The sequence below is a fragment of the Rhodococcus sp. IEGM 1306 genome (assembly GCF_036541985.1).
GTDB classification, from domain to species: Bacteria; Actinomycetota; Actinomycetes; order Mycobacteriales; family Mycobacteriaceae; genus Rhodococcus_F; species Rhodococcus_F qingshengii.
On the sequence record NZ_JAZHFF010000001.1, the window covers coordinates 1,234,324 to 1,256,956 of the forward strand.

24 protein-coding genes are annotated in these 22,633 nt (G+C 63.1%); 15 read left to right on the forward strand and 9 right to left on the reverse strand.

The window, feature by feature from the left end:
- Positions 1–39 precede the first annotated feature (39 nt).
- The 3 genes from V3587_RS06080 (at position 40) to V3587_RS06090 (ending at position 3,151) form a co-directional block, all read left to right on the forward strand.
- Complete coding sequence (locus V3587_RS06080; RefSeq protein ID WP_020908494.1) at positions 40–738, forward strand: CPBP family intramembrane glutamic endopeptidase; 699 nt, start codon at positions 40–42, stop codon at positions 736–738.
- A gap of 69 nt (positions 739–807) precedes the next feature.
- Positions 808–2,208 carry an amidohydrolase family protein gene (locus V3587_RS06085; protein WP_166502500.1) on the forward strand — a complete coding sequence of 467 codons (1,401 nt, stop codon included), beginning with the start codon at positions 808–810 and terminating at the stop codon, positions 2,206–2,208.
- A 1-nt stretch (position 2,209) separates the two neighbouring features.
- A complete protein-coding gene (locus V3587_RS06090; protein WP_050656023.1) occupies positions 2,210–3,151 on the forward strand; it encodes an antibiotic biosynthesis monooxygenase in 942 nt (313 codons plus the stop codon).
- Here V3587_RS06090 and V3587_RS06095 read toward each other — a convergent pair.
- Entirely contained in the window at positions 3,139–3,369 is a 231-nt protein-coding gene (locus tag V3587_RS06095; RefSeq protein ID WP_031331074.1) for a PLD nuclease N-terminal domain-containing protein, read from the reverse strand. The two genes, V3587_RS06090 and V3587_RS06095, sit on opposite strands and share 13 nt — an antisense overlap.
- 876 nt (positions 3,370–4,245) lie before the next feature.
- Between V3587_RS06095 and V3587_RS06100 the strand changes: the two genes are divergently transcribed.
- Positions 4,246–5,028, forward strand: coding sequence for a DUF1906 domain-containing protein (locus tag V3587_RS06100; RefSeq protein ID WP_283376212.1), 783 nt, complete (start codon positions 4,246–4,248; stop codon positions 5,026–5,028).
- Here the strand turns inward: V3587_RS06100 and V3587_RS06105 are convergent.
- Positions 5,015–5,515 carry a nuclear transport factor 2 family protein gene (locus V3587_RS06105; protein WP_042920826.1) on the reverse strand — a complete coding sequence of 167 codons (501 nt, stop codon included), beginning with the start codon at positions 5,513–5,515 and terminating at the stop codon, positions 5,015–5,017. The two genes, V3587_RS06100 and V3587_RS06105, sit on opposite strands and share 14 nt — an antisense overlap.
- Before the next feature lie 235 nt (positions 5,516–5,750).
- Complete coding sequence (locus tag V3587_RS06110; protein WP_283376213.1) at positions 5,751–7,181, reverse strand: MFS transporter; 1,431 nt, start codon at positions 7,179–7,181, stop codon at positions 5,751–5,753.
- 85 nt (positions 7,182–7,266) lie between these two features.
- Between V3587_RS06110 and V3587_RS06115 the strand changes: the two genes are divergently transcribed.
- Entirely contained in the window at positions 7,267–7,725 is a 459-nt protein-coding gene (locus V3587_RS06115; protein ID WP_003945257.1) for a MarR family winged helix-turn-helix transcriptional regulator, read from the forward strand.
- Here V3587_RS06115 and V3587_RS06120 read toward each other — a convergent pair.
- The 3 genes from V3587_RS06120 to V3587_RS06130 form a co-directional block, all read right to left on the reverse strand.
- Positions 7,716–8,114 (reverse strand): hypothetical protein, encoded by a 399-nt coding sequence (locus tag V3587_RS06120; protein ID WP_042448789.1) that lies wholly within the window; start codon positions 8,112–8,114, stop codon positions 7,716–7,718. The genes V3587_RS06115 and V3587_RS06120 overlap by 10 nt on opposite strands.
- A gap of 78 nt (positions 8,115–8,192) precedes the next feature.
- Complete coding sequence (locus V3587_RS06125; protein ID WP_003945233.1) at positions 8,193–8,936, reverse strand: Rv1157c family protein; 744 nt, start codon at positions 8,934–8,936, stop codon at positions 8,193–8,195.
- A 271-nt stretch (positions 8,937–9,207) separates the two neighbouring features.
- On the reverse strand, positions 9,208–9,510 hold the full coding sequence (locus V3587_RS06130; RefSeq protein ID WP_003945236.1) for a 4a-hydroxytetrahydrobiopterin dehydratase: 303 nt from the start codon (positions 9,508–9,510) through the stop codon (positions 9,208–9,210).
- A 16-nt stretch (positions 9,511–9,526) separates the two neighbouring features.
- Between V3587_RS06130 and V3587_RS06135 the strand changes: the two genes are divergently transcribed.
- Positions 9,527–9,952, forward strand: coding sequence for a (deoxy)nucleoside triphosphate pyrophosphohydrolase (locus V3587_RS06135; RefSeq protein ID WP_007726279.1), 426 nt, complete (start codon positions 9,527–9,529; stop codon positions 9,950–9,952).
- On the opposite strand, the gene V3587_RS06140 is transcribed toward V3587_RS06135, so the two are convergent.
- A complete protein-coding gene (locus tag V3587_RS06140; protein ID WP_003945207.1) occupies positions 9,930–10,106 on the reverse strand; it encodes a hypothetical protein in 177 nt (58 codons plus the stop codon). The genes V3587_RS06135 and V3587_RS06140 overlap by 23 nt on opposite strands.
- Positions 10,107–10,430: 324 nt before the next feature.
- Here V3587_RS06140 and typA point away from each other — a divergent pair, with 324 nt between their 5' ends.
- The 6 genes from typA (at position 10,431) to V3587_RS06170 (ending at position 16,828) form a co-directional block, all read left to right on the forward strand.
- Positions 10,431–12,338, forward strand: a complete 1,908-nt coding sequence (gene typA, locus V3587_RS06145) for a translational GTPase TypA (RefSeq protein ID WP_007726276.1) — start codon at positions 10,431–10,433, stop codon at positions 12,336–12,338.
- A gap of 152 nt (positions 12,339–12,490) precedes the next feature.
- Positions 12,491–14,275 carry an ABC transporter family substrate-binding protein gene (locus tag V3587_RS06150; RefSeq protein ID WP_030536226.1) on the forward strand — a complete coding sequence of 595 codons (1,785 nt, stop codon included), beginning with the start codon at positions 12,491–12,493 and terminating at the stop codon, positions 14,273–14,275.
- A complete protein-coding gene (gene mshB / locus V3587_RS06155; RefSeq protein WP_283376214.1) occupies positions 14,272–15,156 on the forward strand; it encodes an N-acetyl-1-D-myo-inositol-2-amino-2-deoxy-alpha-D-glucopyranoside deacetylase in 885 nt (294 codons plus the stop codon). The genes V3587_RS06150 and mshB overlap by 4 nt, the downstream gene beginning before the upstream one ends.
- Positions 15,157–15,263: 107 nt before the next feature.
- Positions 15,264–15,422: a hypothetical protein gene (locus V3587_RS06160; protein WP_003945210.1), complete on the forward strand. Its 159-nt coding sequence runs from the start codon at positions 15,264–15,266 to the stop codon at positions 15,420–15,422.
- 92 nt (positions 15,423–15,514) lie between these two features.
- Complete coding sequence (locus V3587_RS06165; protein WP_030536224.1) at positions 15,515–15,931, forward strand: hypothetical protein; 417 nt, start codon at positions 15,515–15,517, stop codon at positions 15,929–15,931.
- A gap of 51 nt (positions 15,932–15,982) precedes the next feature.
- The gene (locus tag V3587_RS06170; protein ID WP_003945251.1) at positions 15,983–16,828 is read left to right on the forward strand and encodes a uroporphyrinogen-III synthase; all 846 of its coding nucleotides are present in this window, start codon (positions 15,983–15,985) and stop codon (positions 16,826–16,828) included.
- Here V3587_RS06170 and V3587_RS06175 read toward each other — a convergent pair.
- Together V3587_RS06175 and V3587_RS06180 are read right to left on the reverse strand one after the other, a co-directional pair.
- A complete protein-coding gene (locus tag V3587_RS06175) occupies positions 16,788–18,359 on the reverse strand; it encodes a PH domain-containing protein (protein ID WP_283376215.1) in 1,572 nt (523 codons plus the stop codon). The genes V3587_RS06170 and V3587_RS06175 overlap by 41 nt on opposite strands.
- Positions 18,356–18,859: a PH domain-containing protein gene (locus V3587_RS06180; protein WP_228401187.1), complete on the reverse strand. Its 504-nt coding sequence runs from the start codon at positions 18,857–18,859 to the stop codon at positions 18,356–18,358. The genes V3587_RS06175 and V3587_RS06180 overlap by 4 nt, the downstream gene beginning before the upstream one ends.
- Before the next feature lie 82 nt (positions 18,860–18,941).
- Here V3587_RS06180 and V3587_RS06185 point away from each other — a divergent pair, with 82 nt between their 5' ends.
- The 3 genes from V3587_RS06185 to V3587_RS06195 all read left to right on the forward strand — a co-directional run bounded on the left by V3587_RS06185 (position 18,942) and on the right by V3587_RS06195 (position 22,565).
- Positions 18,942–19,130, forward strand: coding sequence for a hypothetical protein (locus V3587_RS06185; RefSeq protein WP_003945217.1), 189 nt, complete (start codon positions 18,942–18,944; stop codon positions 19,128–19,130).
- A gap of 118 nt (positions 19,131–19,248) precedes the next feature.
- Positions 19,249–21,807: a bifunctional FO biosynthesis protein CofGH gene (locus V3587_RS06190; protein WP_003945208.1), complete on the forward strand. Its 2,559-nt coding sequence runs from the start codon at positions 19,249–19,251 to the stop codon at positions 21,805–21,807.
- Positions 21,807–22,565 (forward strand): hypothetical protein, encoded by a 759-nt coding sequence (locus tag V3587_RS06195; protein ID WP_283376216.1) that lies wholly within the window; start codon positions 21,807–21,809, stop codon positions 22,563–22,565. Before V3587_RS06190 ends, V3587_RS06195 begins: the two co-directional genes overlap by 1 nt.
- Positions 22,566–22,633 lie beyond the last annotated feature (68 nt).

Below are 22,633 nucleotides of genomic sequence, written 5' to 3' on the forward strand. Positions count from 1 at the left end.
CCAGTGGAGATCGAAGCGACCGCTCCTCGTTTTCCGCGGATGCATGCATACGTGGATATCGCTGTTGTGATCGTGGTGCTGGTGGGAACCAATCTGATCGCACATTTCACCACCGCCTGGGCAAGCATCGCGACGGTACCCATCTCTGCTCTCGTCCTGTTGGCGCTCACCAAGCGCCGGGGAATGGGTTGGGCGGAATTGGGGCTGTCCCCTCGTGACCTGCGGCGAGGTTCGAAGTACGCGCTTGCTGCCGTCGGCCTGGTCCTGACCGTTGTCGCCGTCGGCGCTCTGCTTCCGCTCACACGTCCTTTCTTCATGGCGGATCGCTACGCCACTATTTCCGGCGCGATCATCGCGTCGATGATCGTGATCCCGCTGCAGACCGTCATTCCCGAAGAGTTGGCTTTCCGTGGCGTCCTGCACGGCACGTTGAACCGGGTCAGTGGATTCCGCGGCGTCGCCGCTGCCGGTTCTCTGATGTTCGGACTGTGGCACATCGCGTCGTCGATGGGTTTGACCAGCGGTAACGAAGGGCTGTCCGGCTTTCTCGGTACCGGAGTCGTCGGCCAGGTCGCCGGCATCCTCGGAGCTGTTCTCGCCACCGCTGCGGCCGGTCTCGTGTTCACCTGGCTTCGTCATCGCAGCGGCAGCCTGATTGCGCCGATTGCTCTGCATTGGTCGTTGAACGGTGCAGGTGCGCTGGCTGCGGCTCTTGTTTGGCATGCAACTCTTGCCTGATCCCAATATCTGACAAAAAGGACAGCATTCGCCGCGCGGCGCCGGGTAGTTTTGTGCTTTGCTCAGTAAGTGACGCACCTTCATCGAGGCCATGTCTTCCACATCTCCGGTCGTCCGACGGTAGAGGATGCGGCGCAGTCGCTCGTCTCGATCCCTGACGGCGTCCTGGCGATCGACGATGCCGGAACGATCGTCTACTGCGGAGAATTCGAATCACTCCCGAGCGGTCTCGAAGGCGCTGAAACCCACGACCACCGACCGGGTTTCCTGCTGCCCGGATTCGTCGATGCACACATTCATTTCCCGCAGACCTACGCCGGCGACGCCTACGGCGGCGGCCAACTCCTCGAGTGGCTCGACCTGTGCGTCTTTCCCTCCGAATCGAGATTCGCTGATCCGGAATTCGCCCAGCACGCTGCCGAGGCCTTCTGCGCTCGCCGAGTCGCCACGGGAACTACGGCCGCGATGGTGTTCGGATCGGCCTTCCCGCACGCGCAGGACGCCCTGTTCTCGGAAACTCTGAAACGCGGCCTTCGAGTGGTCAGCGGACGTGGGATTCAGACCACCGGCCCGGCCTCCGCTGCCGCGCTGATCACCTCGGAAGAGGACGCGATCAGACTCACCCGCGAGGAGATCGACAAGTGGCACGCGGCCGACACCGGCGACGTGAACACTGCGCTCATTCACGTCGCAGTGGTTCCCCGCTTCTCTCTCGCGGTGACAACACGGACGCTGAAGGACTTGGGGGAGTTGTACGACTCCGTCCGTGACCGGGGCGTCTACTTCCACAGTCATCTCAACGAGAACAATCGGCCCGGAACCGGCGAGGTGGCGACCACACTCGCCGAGTACGAGGTCGAGACCTATCTCGACACGTACGACGGCAAGTTCCTCCCCGGCTCACAGGTCGGCGGAAAGAGCTTCCTGGGTCCACGCGCGATACTCGCGCACTCGGTGCACTGCCAGGACTCCGAACTCGCACGAATGGCCGAGACCGGAACCTCGATCGCACATTGCCCTACTTCCCAGCAGTTTCTCGGCTCCGGCACCATGCCGTGGAAACGAACCGTTGCGTCAGGGGTCAACATCGCGATCGGATCGGACTTCGGTGGCGGCGACGAGTGCCTGCTCACCCGAGTCCTCGGCGACGCCTTCAAGGTTCACATCTCCGAAGCCGGCGACGACGGAGTGTCGATGCACCCTGCCGAACTGCTGTTCACCGGAACACTCGCCGGTGCTCGCGCGCTGGACATGGAGAACCGGATCGGCAACTTCGACGAGGGCAAAGAGGCCGACTTCCTGGTGATCGATCCGTCCGGGTGGCCGCCGCTCGCCGGGCTCGTCAACTACGGAACGCGTTCGGATGATCCGATACTCGCCCGCGACCAGACGCTCTTCGGGCTCCTGATGGCGATGCGCGAGCCCGCGATTGCGCACGTGTACGTGCAAGGGCGCCGGATATCGGGCTGACGTGTCCGCAACTGCCATCACCGGGTACCACCGAACGAGTTCGGGATTCCGGGCGTGGGTCGAGCGTGCGGCCGAGACCGCCGGTCGATTCGACGGCTACCTGAGCTGTGGCATCAGTGATCAACCGGAACCGGTGTCGCACGGCGTGTCCGTCACTTTCGACAGTGCCGACGATCTTCATCGTTGGCTGGAGTCGACTGATCGCCGCGATCTCGAAAGATCAGCTGCTGCAACGGGAATTCTGGCGCAGACGAGTGATCTCGTTCTGATCGACGGCGTGCTGCCGCCGCCCGGTATCGGTGTGTACGACCACGCCGTCGTCGTGGGTAAGGAGAACGAGTTTCTGCGAACGCAACGACACCTCATCGATCTCAGTTCGCGATTCTCCGGCTACGAGTCGGTGATGTTGTTGCGGTCGGTCACCGACTCCACCCAGTGGAAGTCCGTCCTTCGGTTTCGGACAGAGCAGCAGTTGGCGGTGTGGATGGCGTCGCCCGAGAGGGCCGCAGCACTACCGAAACTGCGGGCCGAGTTGGCCGAGGACTTCACCGAGACCACGCGGTCGACACCGTTCGGCACCATCCTGCGCACGGAGAACGGGCAGACTCGCGCGACGCCGAATTGGAAGACGGCGATGATCATCCTGCTCGTCCTCTATCCGACGGTGATGACGCTGTCGAGGTTTCTCGGGCCGCTGCTCGACGGGATCGGAGCGCCGCCGTGGCTGTCGATGTGGTTGAGCCAGATAGTCAGCGTCGGCGCCATGACGTGGTTCCTGATGCCGACGGTCACCAGGTGGTTCCGCCACTGGCTCGACCCGGTCGACGGCGCCGTTCCCCGCACCAACTGGCGCGGTGGCGCAGCGGTAATTGCGGTGTACGTCGTGACTCTGACGCTCTTCGCCTCCGTGAAGTGGCTGCAGTTCTGGGACTACTTCGACTGAATCCGGCCTCGGCGGAAGTAGGTGAGCGGTCCGAAGAAGTTGACGAAGATGATCGCCGCCCACTTCTTCTTGCTGCCGTTGACCGTATCGGCAGGGCGTCGCGCCAGGTCGGTCCACGCTGCGATCGCCAACAGGGACTGAATCGTTGCGAGCAGGGAGACGACGCGGCGCTGCGCGGGTGACAGCTCACTCCAGGATTTCTTTTTTGTGAGGTTCATGAACTCCACTGTGCCCTCGAACGTCCAATCGGTGTCGAGATCCGGTTGTTATCGGTGCCGGGAGTTCCTCAAATCAGTGTGAATAGCGTCACCATGACGACCGATAGGTACTGTCTCGCGGGCCGTCGGGACGGTCGTTTTCGGCGTAAAGATCTCGCTAACTCGAACTGTGGCTGAATGTTTGCGCCGGCACTAAGCTCGCGTGGCTACATTGCCGCGGGGGATTTGGCCAATCTGCTGGTACGCCCTCTATCGGGAGCAACACCCATCCTGTTAAGTAAGGCTTGCCAATCTTGTGGTCGCCCTACGGGTTTGATGCTGTGCGGTAGCTGCTATCGGGAACGATGTTCGGAATACGTCAATAAATCGTCCTTAGGTGACAGTTTGATCACTGCCGGTGGGTGTTACCTGTGTGTATGTCCGCGCCCCGAAGGGGTCGAAATGTAACGTCCCGGACACATTTGGTGTCGCGGAAGTAACGGAAGGCCTCTACTCTTATCGCCAGCAGCCACTCACGTGGCGGCAATCCTCTGGACCGTATCTTCGACAGGAGCACATCGCATGAGCAGCGCAGAATTCTCGGATGCCTTCACCTTCCTCAACGACTTCTTCAGCAACGCGTCTGATCTCTTCAGCGCTCTGAGCTTCTTCACCTCGCTCAGCTGATAGCTTCCGGCCGCTAGGCCGACTCAGTGGCCCCCGAAGGCGATGCCTTCGGGGGCCACTGTTGTCTGTCAGGCGTCCAATTTGGTGACAATGTGAGCATTGTTGACCAAGTGCATGGCGGGGTTGATGTGACTGTGGTGGAATGCGAGCGAAAGAAGATAGCTTGCCTGCCCGCCACTTCGAGCGGGACACGCCGATGATCGGAGCTTTGTGCACGTCTCGCGAAGAAACCTCTTCAAGTACGCAGCGGCTGGATCGGCGGCTGCCGGACTCGCTGCATTGAGCGGTACGACGTCGGTGGCCAATGCCGGTTCGCTCGGGACCCTGCTCGATTACGCCGCCGGTGTGCCGTCCGCTCAGGCAATCAAGGCCGCCGGGTATGCGGGCGCCATTCGATACGTCTCGGACAGGCGCCCGGGCGCCGATTGGATGGTCGGCAAGCCCGTACTGGCGCGGGAAACCGACGCGTTGACCGCGGCCGGACTTCAAGTCGTTTCTTGCTATCAATTCGGCAAGGGCGGAACGGCGGACTGGCGCGGGGCCCGCGAAGCGGGCAAGCGTCATGCTGCCCGTGGCCTCGAACTACATGCGGCGGCTGGTGGGCCGTCCGGTCGCCCGATCTACGCGTCGATCGACGACAACCCGACCAGTACTGAAATCACTACGCTGATCGCGCCGTACCTCGAGGGGTGGGCCTCGGTTGTCGGCAACGGAGCGCTCGGCGTCTACGGAAACACTCGCGTGATCGACGCAATGATCAGTGCCGGCGTCGGAACCTGGTTCTGGCAGCACAACTGGGGCTCGCCCGCAGGGTATGTGCACCCGCGGGCAAACCTGCATCAGTTCGAGATCGACAAGCGCAAGGTCGACGGCGTCGGCGTGGATCTGAACTCGATCCTCGCTCGGGACTACGGGCAGTGGTCGTTGGCCGGTGCGGTCGGTCCGGCCCAGCCGGTCGGATCCTCGTTGCCGACAGGATCTATCGCACCATAGCGCCGAATTTGGCGAGCCAGGCCTTGGCGTCATCGGGGAGGGTGCCCGCCGCTTCCGCGGCGAGGCACCATGCTTTTGCCATCGACAGGAAGTTCATCGGGTTGTAGGCGTCTTCTTCGCGAGACCACAGTCCGTTGCCGGCGTAGTGCAGGATCGTGATGTTGGCGGCTCCGTGCTTGGATCCGTCACCCGGATCCTCCATCGGGTTGTCGATCTCGCACACGATCCATCCGCGCTGCTCGTCGATCACGAACCAGTTGGCCGGGAATTCGGTCATGCGGTGCCCCGGGAACTCCGTCATCGTGCGAGTGACCCACTTGCGTACGGCCTCTCGGCCATTGAGGGTGCCGAAAGCGTGTTCCACGTAGACGACGTCCTCGGTGAACATGTCCGCGAAGGCGTTCCAATCGCCGGAACGAGTGCACTCGACAACGGTGTTCTGGTAACCCGCGAAGGCGTCTTCGAGTTCGGTGCGTGTCCAGGTCATGAAAGGCTCCTCGGGTAGTCGTCGCCTCAAATTAGAACACGTTGCAGAATTGATTGTCGGCGATTCGATGGAGAAGAGTTCTGCGGTACCGTCGTTGTCGGGTCGGGGACCCGTTATGTGAGAGGGCACCACGTGGATATCATCATCAATTTCATCTACACACTTCTGTCGAAGTTGCAGACGGGCAGCATCGAAGGCTCTTCGGAGAAGTGAGTCCTCCGCCGGGTTGATTCCCTTACGAGACTTTCTGTTTGGGAATCAACCCGGCGAACACCATCGTCACGACGGCGGCGGCGATGGAGATCAGGAACGTGGCACGAAACGCCTCGAACGAGGGGATCACTGCGGTGCCGACGGTGATGGTCATTCCGGCCAGGACGACGCTCACGATCGCGGCAGACGTCGACGTGCCGATCGATCGCATCAGTGAGTTCAGTCCGTTCGCGGCTGCAGATTCCGTGATGGGGACTGCGCCCATGATCAAGGCCGGCATGGCCGAGTACGAGAGCCCGACGCCCGCTCCGATGAACATTCCGGCCACGGCGACCTGCCAGACGCTCGACACCGTGAAATATGCGAAGGCGTAACCCAATCCGATGACGAGGGCGCCGAGCATCAACGTGATTCGCGGGCCGCGCCAAGCCGAAATTCGAGCGGAGACGGGCGAGAGCGCCATCATGACGAGTCCGCCGGGGGCCAGTGCGAACCCCGCTGCAACCATGGACAGTCCGAGTCCGTAACCGGTGGACGTCGGTGCCATGAGCAGTTGGGGGAGCGTCAGGGAATTGCCGTACATGGCAAAACCGACGGCGATCGACGCGAAGTTGGTGAAGAGAACTTGCGGCCGGGCCGATACGCGGAGGTCCACCAGCGGTGCGTTGCGTCGAAGTTCCCACCATCCCCACACCAGGAAGCTGAGCGCGGAAACCGCAAGGAGCCCCAGGGTTTTCGCGTCGCCCCATCCCCAGGTTCCGCCCTTGGTGATGGGGAGTAACAGGGTGATCAGACCAACGGTGAGGCCGAGCGCACCGACGAAGTCGAAACGTCCCGGGCGTCGTACGGTCGATTCGGGAATGACGAACGCAACCAGTGCGATGCAGATCAGCCCGAACGCTGCCGATGTGACGAAGAGGAAGTGCCAGTTGGCATTCTGGGCGATCACCGCGGCGATCGGCAGTCCGATCGCACCGCCGACGCCGAGGGTGGCGCTCATGACCGCCATCGCGCCGGCCACTTTCTTCGGTGGAAGAACGTCACGAATGATGGCTATGCCCAATGGAATTGCCCCGACCGATGCTCCTTGAAGTGCACGGCCGACAACGAGCACGATCAGTGAAGGTGCGATCGCGCAGATGGCCGAGCCCAGAACGACCATCGCGAGACTGACCAGCAGCATTCGTTTCTTGCCGAACATGTCGCCGAGGCGCCCGCTGATCGGCGTGATCACCGCGGCGGCGAGGAGTGTTGCGGTGACCGCCCACGAGGTGTCGGCGGGAGTGGAGTTCAACAGGTGCGGCAATTGCGGAATGATGGGGACTACCAGCGTCTGCATCAAGGCGACGACGATTCCGCACAGTCCTAGAACGGTGAGCACTGGACCCGAGGATGCGTAGTTCGTGTCGGGGATTTTCTCGTCGACATTGGACGACCCTGCGTGAACGGACATGCGGCTCCCGCCATGGCGTGTTCTGATTGGTGCGTTCGCCCCAGTGTGCACGCTACACATCGTGTGTAGTCTGCACAATATGAGGATGGACCGGGACCCTGATCTGGTGAATATCGAGTACGAGTTGACTCTGCTCTCGCGTTACCACGCGCTCGCACAACGGGCCGAACTTCATCTGGACCGGTCGGCGTATCTACTGCTCGGTCGACTGGAATTGCAACATCCCATGAGCCTCAAGGAACTCTCCTGCGCTTTCTCGCTCGACATCTCCACCATCAACCGGCAGATCGGCGCGCTGAGGCGTCAGGGCTTGGTGGAGCGAGTGGAGGATCCGGACGGAGGGCTCGCGCGAAAGGTCCGGCCGACGGCGCAGGGGCTGTCGAAACTTCGTGCTGATCGCGAACATTCGACAGCCGGTGTCGAAAAGGTCCTCCGCGAGTGGACGCCGGAGCAGCGTCTCGCGCTCGGTGACCTACTGCGGCAATTCAATACCTCGGTCGAAGCGCTGGAAGGCCGCGAATGGCCGCGACCGAATCAGGTCTGAGAGTGCGAGACGGATCGTAGTGAGCGGTCCGGATCGCTCGAATCCGATTCCGGCGCAATGACAACAAGTTTCGGGTGTTCTTCGGGGGCTGCATGATTTCCACGCCAGGAGAGCAGTGACCAACGTGAGAGACCGGACAGCGCGGACCCGAGACTGGCGAACGAGCCCGAACTCAGGACCGACGCCGTAGACCCGATGCTTCCGATCGAAAGAAAAGAGCCGACGCTACCGATCGACAGGATCGAGTACGCCGATCCGATCGAGAGAATGGACCCCTCGGATCGGATGGACAGTATCGATCGCGTCGACTTGTGTGACCGTATCGACTGGTCTGGGCCGGATTTCTTCTCTGGACGACCGTGCGTGATGTCCACTCGTAGATGTCCCATCTATCGGGTCTATCACGGTGATCGGAGATGCAAAAGGGACCCACCGAAATTCGGTGGGTCCCTTTCACAAGACTTCGATCAAGCTACCGCGAACATGCCCACGGTCGGAAGGAAGCTGCAGGTGATGCGATCTGCGCCTTCCGGCTGGGTGGTCAGCGAACCGCTGATCACCGAGAGAACGCGTCCGGGGCCGGTATCGGCGATAGCCGACAGAGTGGCTGGGCCGTCCGGGTTGATGCGTGCGGCGTTGGTCAAGTTCTGGGTGGCGCTGCGCTGGTTGTCGATGTTGACCCAGGTAACGGTCATCGGCACCGGCTGGTCGTCGACGGCGGGAGCCGTACCGAGAGCGGTGAAGACGAATCCGGCCTGACCGGCAGCGGGACCGGGAGGAGGCAGGTGAGCCGGGCCGGGAACGGCAAGTGCGGTTCCGACCGAATCGGCGGTGGCCGAGATGCAGCCCTTGCCAAGCGTCGGGTAGAGGAACTGCGCGATGACGGGGGCGTTCTCGTCCGGGATCGCCGGTCCGCCGCCGCCGCTGCCGTCGAGGAAGGTGATGACCTTCTCGAGGGTGGCCTTGATCTCGGGCGGAATGCCTGGGGAGTTCAGGATCGCGCGAGCCTGGTCGAGCAACGCTTGCTGCGGTCCGCCTGCAACATCGGCCGGACCTGCGGCGGCGCCGATGATGGCGGGCGCAAACGATGCGAGGAACTCGATCGGCACACTTTCGGGTGCGGGCGGTGCTGCCGGATCGGCCATTGCCTGTGCCGGCAATGCCAGTCCTGCTACTGCGGCAATAGCGACGGCGGTGAACGCCTTTCGCATACCTCGGGTTCGAAGCACTGTTTCCCCATCCTTAGTCATACCGCGCGGGCGCCTAGGCGAGCTCCGCATTTGACGGCTCGAGGGGTCACTCTATGTACAGAGCCCCCGGGTTGTACAGCTGTTCAGTTGCTGAGCAGCTACGCACCGGGGGGAGTCTATGGCATGACCGGCCTCGATCGTGATTTACGGCGACCATACCTGTGACTGAAGTGATCTATGTGAAATTTGATGCAACTGTTACGTCAGATTGCGAGGTTTGTTCACTCGAAGATCAGTCGAAACGGACCGAATCGTCGACGAGTACGTCAATTCGACGGGCAAGGTCGAAGTCCAGTTCCGTGAGACCGCCCGCCGAGTGTGTCGAAAGCGTGTACGTGACCTTTCGCCAGCGAACGTCGATGTCGGGATGATGATCCGCGGCCTCGGCGACTGCCGCGATGCGTTGAAGAAGTGCGATGGCGTCCGGGAATGTCGCGGAGTCGACCGTGCGAGTGATCGACCCTGGCGACAGTTGCCAGGCGGGCAGTTCGTCGAGAGCGTTTTGGATCGCGGAGTCGGACAACAAAGTGGCCATACTCCATCATGGTGCGATGAGTGATGCACCTGCAAGGGATCGGGAAGTTGTCGCCGGTGCGATCTTCCGCGAGGGAAGGCTGCTCCTCGCGCAGCGGACGAGTCCGCCGGCTTTGGCCGGTCGTTGGGAGCTGCCGGGCGGGAAGGTCGAAGAATTCGAATCGCCACAGAACGCGTTGGCGCGGGAGCTGCTCGAGGAACTGGCGGTCGAGGTGAGATGCGGCGCCAGAATCGGCGTCGACGTGCCACTCTCGCCTGGGTTGGTCCTGCGGGCCTACCGGGCGGAGTTAGTGTCGGGAGAACCGGTCGCGCTCGACCATGCTCAATTGACATGGGTCGACGCCGAAGAACTGTTGTCGATGGATCTGGTGGACAACGATCGAGCCTGGATCCCCGAGTTACTCGCGGAATTGAGCGCGCTTACGCCGCACGAGCCTTCTTGAGACCCGCTTTCAGTTCCTTCTTGGATGCGCCCTCGTTCTCGAGCTTCTTCATCCGCATGATGACGACGGGACACTTGATGCACCGCGTCTTCTTGCGGCAGCACTTCTTCTTCGGTTTGAGCTGCGAGACCTTGCTTGCCTTGACTTTTCCCATGTGACGCTGCGGCTTTCCTGTTTCACTACGGCGGAGAGCCCGCTCTTGGAACGAGGTTAGCGTACCCTTAAATGACCTGTTTCTCCAGGTCGTAATCCTACGCGCATCGGCGTGGTGCAGATCACTATTCGCTGCTGGGGGCGGTGATAGAGGCCGCACAATGCAGGAGTATCAGCCCGGAGCGAGTAGTATTTACTAGGCCGCGGTGCCTTCTCAGGCGATTCGTGCCCTGATTCGGATCACACACTCGTGCAGCGGCCACCAGAAGAGCCGTGCGACTTGACTTTCGCGTGGCCGAATCAACTCAGCCAGGAGAGCCATCGCGTGACCATCACCAGCTTCCGTAACGTTGCCATCGTCGCACACGTCGACCACGGCAAGACCACCCTCGTCGACGCCATGCTTCGTCAGTCCGGCGCGTTCGAGGAGCGCGCCGAGCTGGTCGATCGCGTTATGGACTCCGGCGACCTCGAACGCGAGAAGGGCATCACCATTCTCGCGAAGAACACCGCAGTACATAAGGTCAACGAAGACGGTTCCATCACCGTCATCAACGTCATCGACACCCCCGGCCACGCCGACTTCGGTGGCGAGGTCGAGCGCGGCCTGTCCATGGTCGACGGCGTCGTCCTGCTCGTCGATGCTTCCGAGGGACCCCTGCCGCAGACGCGTTTCGTGCTGCGCAAGGCACTCGCCGCTTCGCTGCCCGTCATCCTGGTCGTCAACAAGACGGACCGCCCCGACGCCCGCATCGAAGAGGTTGTCACCGAGGCTCAGGACCTGCTCCTCGACCTCGCATCGGACCTGTCCGACGAGGCCGCCGAAGCCGCTGAGCTCGCACTCGAACTTCCCGTCCTCTACGCGTCCGGTCGCGAAGGCAAGGCATCGACCGTGCAGCCCGAGAACGGCAAGGCTCCCGACGCCGAGGACCTCACCGCACTCTTCCAGGTGCTGATGGAGTACGTCCCCGCGCCGAAGGGCTCGGTCGACGCACCGCTGCAGGCTCACGTCACCAACCTCGACGCATCCGCATTCCTCGGTCGCCTCGCACTCGTTCGCATCCACAACGGCGAGCTGCGCAAGGGCCAGACCGTGTCCTGGTGCCGCGAGGTCGACGGCGAGCCCGTCGTCACGAAGACCAAGATCACCGAACTCCTCACGACCATCGGTGTCGAGCGCGTTCCCGGTGAGGTCGCCGTCGCCGGTGACATCTGCGCCGTCGCAGGATTCCCGGACATCATGATCGGCGACACCCTCGCCGATCTGGAGAACCCGGTCGCACTGCCCCGCATCACCGTCGACCAGCCGGCAATCTCGGTCACGATCGGCACCAACACGTCACCGCTCGTCGGTCGCGTCAAGGGTCACAAGCTGACTGCACGCATGGTCAAGTCCCGCCTGGACCAGGAGCTCGTCGGTAACGTCTCGCTCAAGGTCCTCGACATCGGTCGCCCCGATGCGTGGGAGGTCCAGGGTCGTGGAGAGCTCGCGCTCGCCATCCTCGTCGAGCAGATGCGTCGTGAGGGCTTCGAACTCACCGTCGGTAAGCCGCAGGTTGTCACGCAGCTCGTCGACGGCAAGGTTCACGAGCCTTTCGAAGAGCTGACCATCGACAGCCCCGAGGAGTACCTCGGCGCCATCACGCAGCTCCTGGCCAACCGCAAGGGCAAGATGGTCCAGATGTCGAACCACGGCGCAGGCTGGGTTCGCATGGAGTTCATCGTTCCTTCGCGTGGCCTCATCGGCTTCCGCACGGACTTCCTCACGGAAACCCGCGGAACCGGTATCGCCAACGCCGTGTTCGACGGATACGGCCCGTGGGCCGGTGAGATCCGTGCGCGCCACACCGGCTCGCTCGTCTCGGACCGCTCCGGCACGGTGACGCCGTTCGCCATGATCCAGTTGGCCGACCGCGGAACCTTCTTCGTCGAGCCCGGCGCAGACACCTACGAGGGACACGTCGTCGGTATCAACCCGCGTCAGGAAGACCTCGACATCAACGTCACCCGCGAGAAGAAGCTGACCAACATGCGTCAGTCGTCCGCAGACGTGATGGAGACCCTCGCAAAGCCGATCAAGCTCGAACTCGAAGCAGCGATGGAGTTCTGCTCCAGCGACGAGTGCGTCGAGGTCACCCCGGAGGACGTCCGCGTCCGCAAGGTGCACCTCAACGCAACAGAGCGCGCTCGCGAGCGTTCACGTAGCAAGGCACGCGACAAGGCTGCTCTGTAGTCTTTCGTCGGTTACAACCTGACAGGCGGATGTGCCTTTCAGCCGAGTTTTCGGCGGAAAGGTACATTCGCCTTCATGGTTTCCAGGCGAAAGATCTGCCAGGGAATCGAGTTGCAAAGGGGCGACGCGGCCCCGTACGGAAGGAATTGTCTGTGGCCTCAGGACGTCGCTACCTGGCGTTGGCAGTGGCAGTGACGGCGTTGTCACTGACTGCATGTACAGCCGATCCGCCGCCTCCGGTCGAGAGCACCGAAACCGTCAAGCCCACACCGACTCCGGTCGTTCCGGCGATGAAGCAGGTCACTGTGGCAATCGACGAGGTGGGAGGCGGATTCAACCCGCACCTGCTCGCGGATCAGTCGCCGGTCAACTCCGCAGTCGGCAACCTCGTACTGCCCAGTGCGTTTCGCCCGATCAATTCGCCCACACAACCTGGCGCGACGGAGTGGGCGATCGACGATTCTTTCCTCGTTTCCGCTGAAGTGACGTCGGAGGCCCCGTTCACGATTCGCTACCAACTGCGCAACGAAGCCCAATGGTCGGACGGCGCTCCCATTGCGGCAGAAGACTTTCGCTACCTGTGGCAGCAGATGATCTCGGTTCCCGGTGTGGTCAATCCCGCGGGCTATCAGATGATCGACGACGTGAACTCGTCCGGCGGCGGCAAAACGGTCAACGTCGTGATGCGTGCGCCGTATCCGGCATGGCGAGAGTTGTTCACCGATATTCTTCCGTCCCACCTGATCAAGGACACTCCCGGCGGTTTCAGCACCGGCCTGAGTGAGGGGATTCCGGTGTCGGGAGCCCACTTTCACGTGCGCTCGGTCGACCGCGGCCGGGACGAAATCGTGCTCGAACGCAACGACCGATTCTGGGGCAAGCCTTCAGACCCGGATCAGATAGTTCTGCGACGCGGAGGAACGGCTGCACAGTTGGCGGATGCGCTGCGTACCGACGATGCCCAAGTGGCGCAGGTTCATTCGGGTAGTGCTACGGATATTCAGCTGTCTGCAATCCCGGGTGTCAGGACGGCATTCTCCTACGTTCCGCGCACTCTCGACATCAACGTGAACGGGCGAAGCAAGAACTTCGCAGATGTTCGGGTGCGTAAAGGTGTTCTGGGACTGCTCGATCCGGACCTGCTCGCCGTGGTGGCGGCAGGGAGTGAATCGGCGTCCGCCCCGGTGAAAGCTCAGATCCTCGCTCCGTCGGATCCAGGATATGCGCCCACCGCGCCGCCGAAACCGACCAGGGAGCAAGCACTGGGCGAGCTGACTGCAGCCGGCTACCTGACGGCACCGCCCACCGGAATCGTCACGGGCACTGGAACGGTCGGATCGATCGTCCGTGACGGCGCCCAGTTGACACTGCTGATCGGCGCTCCCGAAAACGACGACATCGCGATCGCCGTGGCAAACACCGCTGCCGACGAATTGCGTGACGTGGGAATCCTGGCGACCGTCGAATCGGTGGCGCCGGAGGAACTCTACGGCGAGGACCTGACGACAGGACGCGTCGACATGATCGTCGGTTGGAGCCGGGCAGGCGCCGACACGGCCACTTCGCTGGCCTCGCGGTTCAGTTGCCCGAGCGCACCTTCCACTCCGGCAACAAGTTCGGCAGTGCCCGCACCGACGCCGTCGCAGACACCGGAGCCCATCCGAACGACAAGCGTCGAGGCTCCGAGCAACCTGTCCGGGCTGTGTGATCCGGCGTTGCAAGGTCGGATCGACGAAGCGCTCAGTGGCATCGGGGATCTGGGGTCGTTGATCGCCGATGCGGAACCCAAGCTGTGGGATCTTGCGGCGGTTTTGCCGATCGTGCAGAGCCGAGCGCTGGTCGCGGTCGGGACCGGAGTCGAGGGCGTGGTCCTCGACGGGCCGGTGCAGGTGGGGATATTCGGAAACGCTACGGACTGGGTGAGGGTGGAAAAGTGACCGCGTCGGCGAAGCGACTTCTGTTGGTACACGCACATCCGGACGACGAAACGATCACCACCGGTGGCACCATCGCGCGATACACGTCCGAAGGCGTCGAGGTCACAGTTCTCACCTGCACGTTGGGGGAGGAAGGCGAAGTGATCGGTGATGCGTGGGCCGGGCTCGTGGCTTCCGAGGCCGATCAACTCGGTGGCTACCGGATCGCGGAACTGAGCGCTGCTTTGTCGGCTTTGGGCAGTGCCGCTCCTCGCTTCCTCGCCGGTGCCGGTCGGTATCGCGACTCCGGAATGATCGGCACACCTTCGGCCGCCAATCCCCGTGCTTTTGTCAATGCTCGACTCGACGAAGCAGTCGGCGCGGTGGTCGCCGTCATTCGTGAGATTCGGCCGCACGTCGTGATCACGTACGACCCCAACGGCGGCTACGGGCACCCGGACCACATCCAGGCGCACGCGATCACGACAGCGGCCGTCGAAGCTGCAGGAACGACCGCGTATCCCGAGACCGGCGAGCCGTGGTCGACTCCGAAGTTCTACTGGACCGTGACCGAGCGCAGCGGACTCGAACGCGGCATCGCGGCGATTTCCGAGTTCCCGGAGAACTGGCGTCTGCCCGAGCCCGGGGAATTGCCGAGTGTCGAGGACGCAGACGTGACGACGGCAATCGACGTTCGAGGCGTCATCGATGCGAAGGCGAGGGCATTGAGCGCCCACGCCACTCAGGTGACGGTAGCCCCGAGCCGAGCCGAGTTCGCATTGTCGAACAACGTGGTCCAACCGATCCTGACGGTCGAGCATTTCGTATTGGCCGCCGGCGCGCTCGGTCCGGTGGGTGAGGACGGCCGCGAGCGCGATCTGTTCGGCGGGCTGCACAGCTGACCTGGGCGTCGGCTCTCAGGCATTGCGATCGACGCCGTAGTGGTGTGTGATGCGTGTCACCGGATGGGTGGTCCTTTCGGTAACAGCAAAGCCTGGGGGCTGAAGAAATGTACAACTGGGACCTGCAGAACCAGATCGTCGCCTTCGTCGATTCGTTGCGTCCGATGGCTGGTTATTACCACGACTTGTATTACGGGTCGCTCTACGCATTCGCAGATCAGCAGAGTCATTTGCTGACTCTGCTCGGGTTCCCGCCGGTTCCCTGATCAGCTTCGTGCTTTTCGGGCGCGAGCCGGGGTGCTTGTCGGGAGGGACCCCGCGCTCGCGCGATGACGACCGATAGACCACTATCAAAACCATGACGACGGTCGAGAACAACACGGACGCCTCGACAGGAACGTCGCTGTCGTGGCTCGACCCTGTCATCCTCGGCGTCCTGATTTTCGACGGATTCTTGTGCGCGGTGTTGTCCGTCCTGTTCTTGCCGACTCATCTCGGTACGACGGCATTTCCCATCAGCATTCTCGTAGCCGCAACCGCGAACCTCGTATTGGTGATCGCCGCCCGCACGGTTACGACGCCGGGTAGGGCCGCATTGCCGCTCGCCGGTTGGATCGTCGGGTTCTTGGTGTGCATGGTGGGCGGCCCCGGCGGCGACGTACTCGTGCTTTCGTCCCCTCTGACCTTCCTGCTGCTGGTCGGTGCGATCGCTCCGGCCGCCGTTTTCCTCTTCAAAGTGGCGATCAACAGACTCGCCACCCTCAGCTCGCAATAGTTCTCGGCGCGCGCGTAGGAAACTGACCCGTGCATAAGGGACACTCAGCCTGTGGCTGAACATGATTTGGCGGGTGCGACTATCGCCTTGACCGCAGAACGGCGTGTCGAAGAATTTGCGACGCTCCTCGAACGTCGAGGCGCGGAGATCGTGCGGACACCGGTGATCCATGTGCTGCCGTTGGTGGACGATCGAGACCTGAGGACTCAGACGTCCGCTTTGATTGCCGATCCTCCGGAATTGGTCGTGATCAGTACCGGGATCGGCTTCAGGGGTTGGCTCGACGCCGTCGCCTCGTGGGGTTTGACCGAGGAGTTCCTCGGGGCTCTCGCCCACACGCGCATCATCGCCCGCGGCCCCAAGGCGACGGGTGCCATCCGAGGCGCCGGACTGCGCGAGGAATGGTCGCCTTCGGGTGAGTCGTCCGAGGAAGTTCTGGCACATCTCGGAAGCGAGGGAGTGGCAGGCTTGCGCATCGCAGTCCAGTTGCACGGCACCATCACCGAATGGGAGCCGTTGACGGACCTGAGCGCCTCCCTCGCCGACATCGGCGCGGTTGTCACTCCGGTATCGGTCTATCGGTGGATCCGGCCGCCGGATCAGTCGCCGGTCCGCGCGTTGGTCGCTGCAGTTCGTTCCGGTGCGATCGACGCGCTGACCTTCACCAGTGCCCCCGCGGTCTCCTCGATGCTCAGCACGGCAAAAGAAATGGGCGAGCTGGAGCGGTTCGTCGCAGCTATGCGCGGACCGGTACCGACCTACTGCGTCGGACCGGTGACGGCCGCCCCGCTGGAACTCCTCGGTGTTCCGACCATCCAGCCGGAGCGATCGCGTCTCGGTTCGCTGGCGCGGCTCATCATCGACGACCTGCCCACACGTCGCCACCGCCCGGAGTGACGGCTTCGATCAATGCCCACGCGTTCTCGGCGGGGAGATCGATCACCTCGTAGCTTCCGGTGCCGGCGGGCGTCGCGGCGACGACGGTTGCCACTCCCGCGCGTCGTTGGAAGAACGTCTCGCGCACCGTCCATCCGATGACACCTTCGGATTCGAGACTGTGACGCTGGCGATCGAGCGAGCCGTTTCGGGTGATCAACCATCCGGGTAGTACTGCGTGGCCGAGGCCGTTGTATCGGTCGAAGGCGAGGGCAGTGCCACCGATGGCGAGTACGGCGACCCCGAACCACGCGTAGATCGGTACATCGAGTCCAGAAGCCGCGCACGCCACACAGACCAGGAACGCCACCGCGGCGAGGAACAGTGCTCGGGTGTACCGGCGACGCCGCGCGGCCGGGCCGTGCGGGATCAGCGGGGCGGACGCCTGGCGTGAGTCACCGATCACGGTGGCCATCACTCGCTCGGCTTCCCTGCGCGGTCCCTGCGGGAGCAGTAGCGAAGATTCCTTCTTCTCGGCGTTGACCCCGGTCATGATGGCGTCGAGCCGCGCGCCGCGAGCCAATCGCAGCAGGAGCGGTTCCTTGAGCGTCGTGCCGCGGAGGCGGGCGCGGTCGAGTGTGGTTTGCCGAGTCTTCAACAGGCCGTGACTGACATGCAGGATGCGGCCGTTGTCGGTGAGTTTCATGTTGCCGAACGCGATCAGGTACTGGACGCAGGCGAGTGCACTCGACAGCACCAGCAGCACGACGAGTGCGATGACGACCATCAGTGCGATGCCGAGGCTCTCGAGTGAGTCGAAGCTGTCGCTCACTGCCGAGGATTTCGCGACGGCAGTGCCGATGCCGTATTGGAACGAGATGCCGATGATGGCTGCGATGATGGCGATTCCGGTGAACGAAAAGGGGGCGTAGCGAACCCAACTCGGTTCCCAGTGACCGATTTCGGTGTCGACCGGTTCGGTGATGCTTTCGACCGGCGTGCCCGGGGTTTCCAGTCGCCGTGCTTGCTGGGCGCCGGCCAACAGTGCGGCGCGTAGGTCCGGAACCAGGGCGGTCGACAGGGCGTTGAGCTCGAACTTGTTCGAATCGTGGCCGCTCCCGGCGCGCTGGCCGGTACCGATGCGCACGATCGACAGTCCGAGCAACCGGTGCATGACCCCGGCCTCGACGTCGACGGATCGGATGCGGCTACGCGGGACGGAGAGCAGCTTTTTCTGGAAGACCCCGGTGCGCAGTTGAACGTGGACGGGTCCGATTCGGTACGTGGTGGTGAAATACCGCAACAAACCGAAGATGACGAGCAGAGTGACGACGCCGAGTCCCCACCAGTGGTTTCCGGATTGGCTGCCGAGAACTACGGAGACGAGTAGGACCGGGAGCAGTTTGACGACTTCGTTGACGGGGTGGACCAGAAGCATGCGTCGGTCGAGGCGGAGCCAGGGCTGTTCCTCTTCCGCGGCCTCGGCAGCTGCCGTTTCCGCCTCTACCGGGATCTCGATCGCGGTCGGGTCGCCCAACTGTTTCTCGTTCACGTCGCGTCTCCCACGTTGGTACCCGCGATCTCCGTCAGTTGAGCCACCGTGCGGTCGGCGACTTCCTGGTCGAGTGCGGAGATCTTCACGGCCCCGGCCGACGACGCTGTCGTGACCGTGACGGTTGCCAGACCCAACATGCGGTCGATCGGTCCGCGCTCGGTGTCCACGGTCTGCACGCGCGAGATCGGTGCGATGCGTCGCTCCTGGGTGAACCAGCCGGTGCGGGTGTATACCGCGGTGTCACTGATCTCCCATCGGTGGACCCGATACCGCCACGCCGGGACCATCAGAATGTAGGTGGCAGCGAAGAGTACGGTGACTGCGAATACGGTGCCGACCAACCAGGACGGGATTCCGGGTACCAAGACGGCACAGACGATTTCGGCGACGATGACGGGTACCCAGAACAGTGAGGCAGTGATTGCCCACAGCCTCGGGGCTTTGGTGCTGGGTCGCCATAAGGGGTCGGCCATGGTCAGCGGTTGCGGCGCAGTCATGGGCACTACTTTGGTCGAGTGAGGGGCGATCTGTCGACATCGGCCCTATCGTGGAGTGTGGCGACCGCGAAGGGAGCACGTGATGACCGAACAAGATGCGACATTCGACCCGGAGGCTCCGGAATCAGATGCGCTCGAACAATCGACACCCGTAGATCCGAACGCCCCTGAAGAACCCGATCTGACCGACATTCCGCTCGACGCGCCAGTGGCTGACGTGGTGGATCAACGAGTCGAGGTTGCGGTCGACGACGACTACCGGCCGTCGTGATCGAGGCGGTGTCGGGGCGGTGAGGCCTCCTACTTCTGGCACCGGGTGGCACTAGTCGTCCCACATGGCGCATGATCGCTAGGTGAACCGAACTGGTGATGACTCCGGCAAACCCACCATGCTTCCGATGCCAGGTATTTCCGCGTCCGCCTCGTCCAGTCCGTCGCCCGGCCCGTCAGCGTCGGCGATGCGGCGAGTTCTCCGTCGTGCACGCGACGGAGCGACCCTGAACGTCGACGAGGCGGCAACGCTGCTGCAGGCACGGGGAACCGATCTGACCGATCTGTGTTCTTCGGCGGCCAAGGTTCGCGATGCCGGTCTGCTGGCAGCGGGTCGGCCGAACACCGTGACGTATTCGCGAAAAGTTTTCATTCCGCTGACCCGTCTGTGCCAGGACAAGTGCCACTACTGCACATTCGTCACGGTGCCGGGGAAGCTGCGTGCCGCTGGGCACGGCATGTTCCTGGAACCGGACGAGGTTTTGGACATTGCCAGGGCAGGCGCCGAATTGGGCTGCAAGGAAGCGTTGTTCACGCTGGGGGATCGCCCCGAGGCTCGCTGGCCGGAAGCCAAGCAATGGCTGGACGAACGCGGCTACGACTCCACCCTCGACTACGTGCGAGCGATGTCGATCCGGGTACTCGAGGAGACAGGCCTGCTCCCACACCTCAATCCCGGTGTGATGAGCTGGCAGGAACTCTCGCGGCTCAAGCCCGTTGCGCCGTCGATGGGCATGATGCTCGAGACGACCGCTACCCGGCTGTTCACCGACAAGGGTGAGTGCCACTACGGCAGCCCGGACAAGGACCCGGCGGTTCGGCTACGCACCCTGACCGACGCAGGCCGACTGAACATCCCCTTCACCACGGGAATTCTCGTGGGCATCGGGGAGAACTTCCTCGAACGTGCCGAGTCGATCATGGCGATACGCAAGTCGCAGAAGGCGTTCGGCCACATCCAGGAAGTGATCATTCAGAACTTCCTGGCCAAGCCCGATACCGCGATGCGCAATACGCCTGATGCTGGACTCGACGAGTTTCTCGCGGCCATCGCCGTCGCACGCCTGCTGCTCGGGCCGACGATGCGGATCCAGAGTCCGCCGAATCTCGTCTCGAACAGCGAGTGCCTCGCGCTGCTCGGCGCAGGCGTGGACGACTGGGGCGGGGTATCACCGTTGACCCCCGATCACGTCAACCCCGAGCGTCCCTGGCCGAATCTCGAGACCTTGGCCGAGATCAGCGCCGAGGGCGGCTTCACGCTGACCGAACGCACTGCGGCTCAGCCGGCATATGTCCTGGCCGGGGCTCCGTGGATCGATCCGCGTATTGCGGGTCACGTGCAGGCGCTGGCGGATCCCAAGACCGGTCTCGCCTTGCCCGACACCAAGCCGGTGGGTCGGCCGTGGCAGGAACCGGACGAGTCGTGGGAATCGAGCGGACGCGTCGATCTCAATACCGAGATCGACACGGACGGGCGCAACACCGAGACCCGCAGTGACCTGGGCAGTGCGTTCGGCGACTGGGAGACCGTGCGCGAACAGGTTCTCGAGCTCAGTGCTCCGATTCGCGTCGACACCGATCTGCTGGCTGCGCTCCGCAGTGCCGAACGCGACCCGGCCGGATGTTCCGACGACGAGTACCTGGCCCTCGCCACGGCGGAGGGCCCGGGCCTGGAAGCCGTTGTGGCACTGGCGGATGCGCTGCGCAAGGATGCCGTCGGCGAGGACGTCACCTACGTGGTGAACCGGAACATCAACTTCACCAACATCTGCTACACGGGCTGCCGATTCTGTGCGTTCGCGCAGCGCAAGGGTGACGCCGACGCGTTCACGCTGTCGGCAGAGCAGGTCGCCGACCGTGCGTGGGAAGCGCACGTCGCCGGCGCAACCGAGGTGTGCATGCAGGGCGGTATCGATCCGGAACTTCCCGTCACCGGTTACGCCGACCTGGTCCGGGCCGTCAAGAAGCGCGTGCCGTCGATGCACGTCCACGCGTTCTCTCCGATGGAGATCGTGAACGGTGCATCGCGCAGTGGTGAGAGCATCAGGGATTGGCTGACGGCCCTTCGTGAGGCGGGCCTGGACACCATTCCCGGTACGGCAGCGGAGATCCTCGACGACGAGGTGCGCTGGATCCTCACCAAGGGCAAACTGCCGACGGCGGAATGGATCGAAGTGGTCACCACGGCCCACGAGGTGGGGCTGCGGTCGAGTTCGACGATGATGTACGGGCATGTCGATCAGCCGCACCATTGGGTCGGGCACCTGAACGTTCTTCGCGGAATCCAGGACCGTACAGGCGGATTCACGGAGTTCGTGCTGCTGCCGTTCGTTCACCAGAGCGCGCCCCTGTACCTGGCGGGCGCTTCACGGCCAGGGCCGACTAATCGGGACAACCGCGCTGCGCACGCGTTGGCACGCATCATGCTGCACGGCCGCATACCCAATATCCAGACCAGCTGGGTCAAACTTGGCATCACCGGAACGCAGATGATGCTCAACGGCGGCGCCAACGACCTCGGCGGAACGCTGATGGAAGAGACGATCTCGCGGATGGCCGGCTCCGAACACGGTTCCGAGAAGACCGTCGCAGAACTGCGCGCCATCGCCGAGGGAATCGGACGTCCGGCACGCGAACGAACCACCACACATGCACGACGCGAAGGAGCGATTGCCTGATGGCTGACGTACTGGGGGACCGCAAGGTCGTCGAGGTTCTCGATCGAGCGGTGTGGGGGATCAACCCGGTTCTCGACCTCGCCTACAGCGATCCGCTCGGTATCAAGCGTCGGACGTTCGAGCCGACCGATCCCGAGCGAAACGCTGCTGCGATGGTGTTGGACGCGGCCGCTTGGGTCCTCGACGTCGTCAAGTTCCCCGGGACGGCGGCGTGGTCGGTGATGACCGACGAGCAGCGCTCGAAGTGGTGGACGACCCGGTTGGGTGCACTCAACACCGTTGCCGTCGCGTTTCCCGGCATCTTCGGTGTCCTCCTCAATCGGTTGCCGATCCAGGACCTGCTGGCCTTCGCGAATCAGGCCGTTGTGCTCGTTGCGGTTGCCCGTGAACACGGAGTGACCGAACGGGATCAGCAGGTGGACCTCCTGGCGTCGGTGCTGTGCCGGCGTGAGACGAAGTCTCGAGAGCTTCTCACCGGAGTTGACTTCGCCGAGAAATCAGCCAGCGGCGCCGACGAGACCTGGCGCCCGTTCGCGCTCATCGGAACGTTGTGGCGCACGTCCAAGACTTTTCGTGCCATCACGGACGAGTTGCACAAGCGGCCGTCTCGGACAAAACCGTACGAGATTTTCGGCAAGATTCCGGTGGTCGGCGTCGTGGCGGATTACCTCGGTGAGCGGGGCGCACTGGTACGCGCGGCCGCTCTGGGGGAGAAGTGGATCGCGATTCGGTCGAGGAACATCACCGCAGTAGGCTGAAATGTGTTACCCCCGCGTGCTCAGAGTCGGTCGGCAGGGGGATAATAGGCTGTTCCCGCGGTACGTGA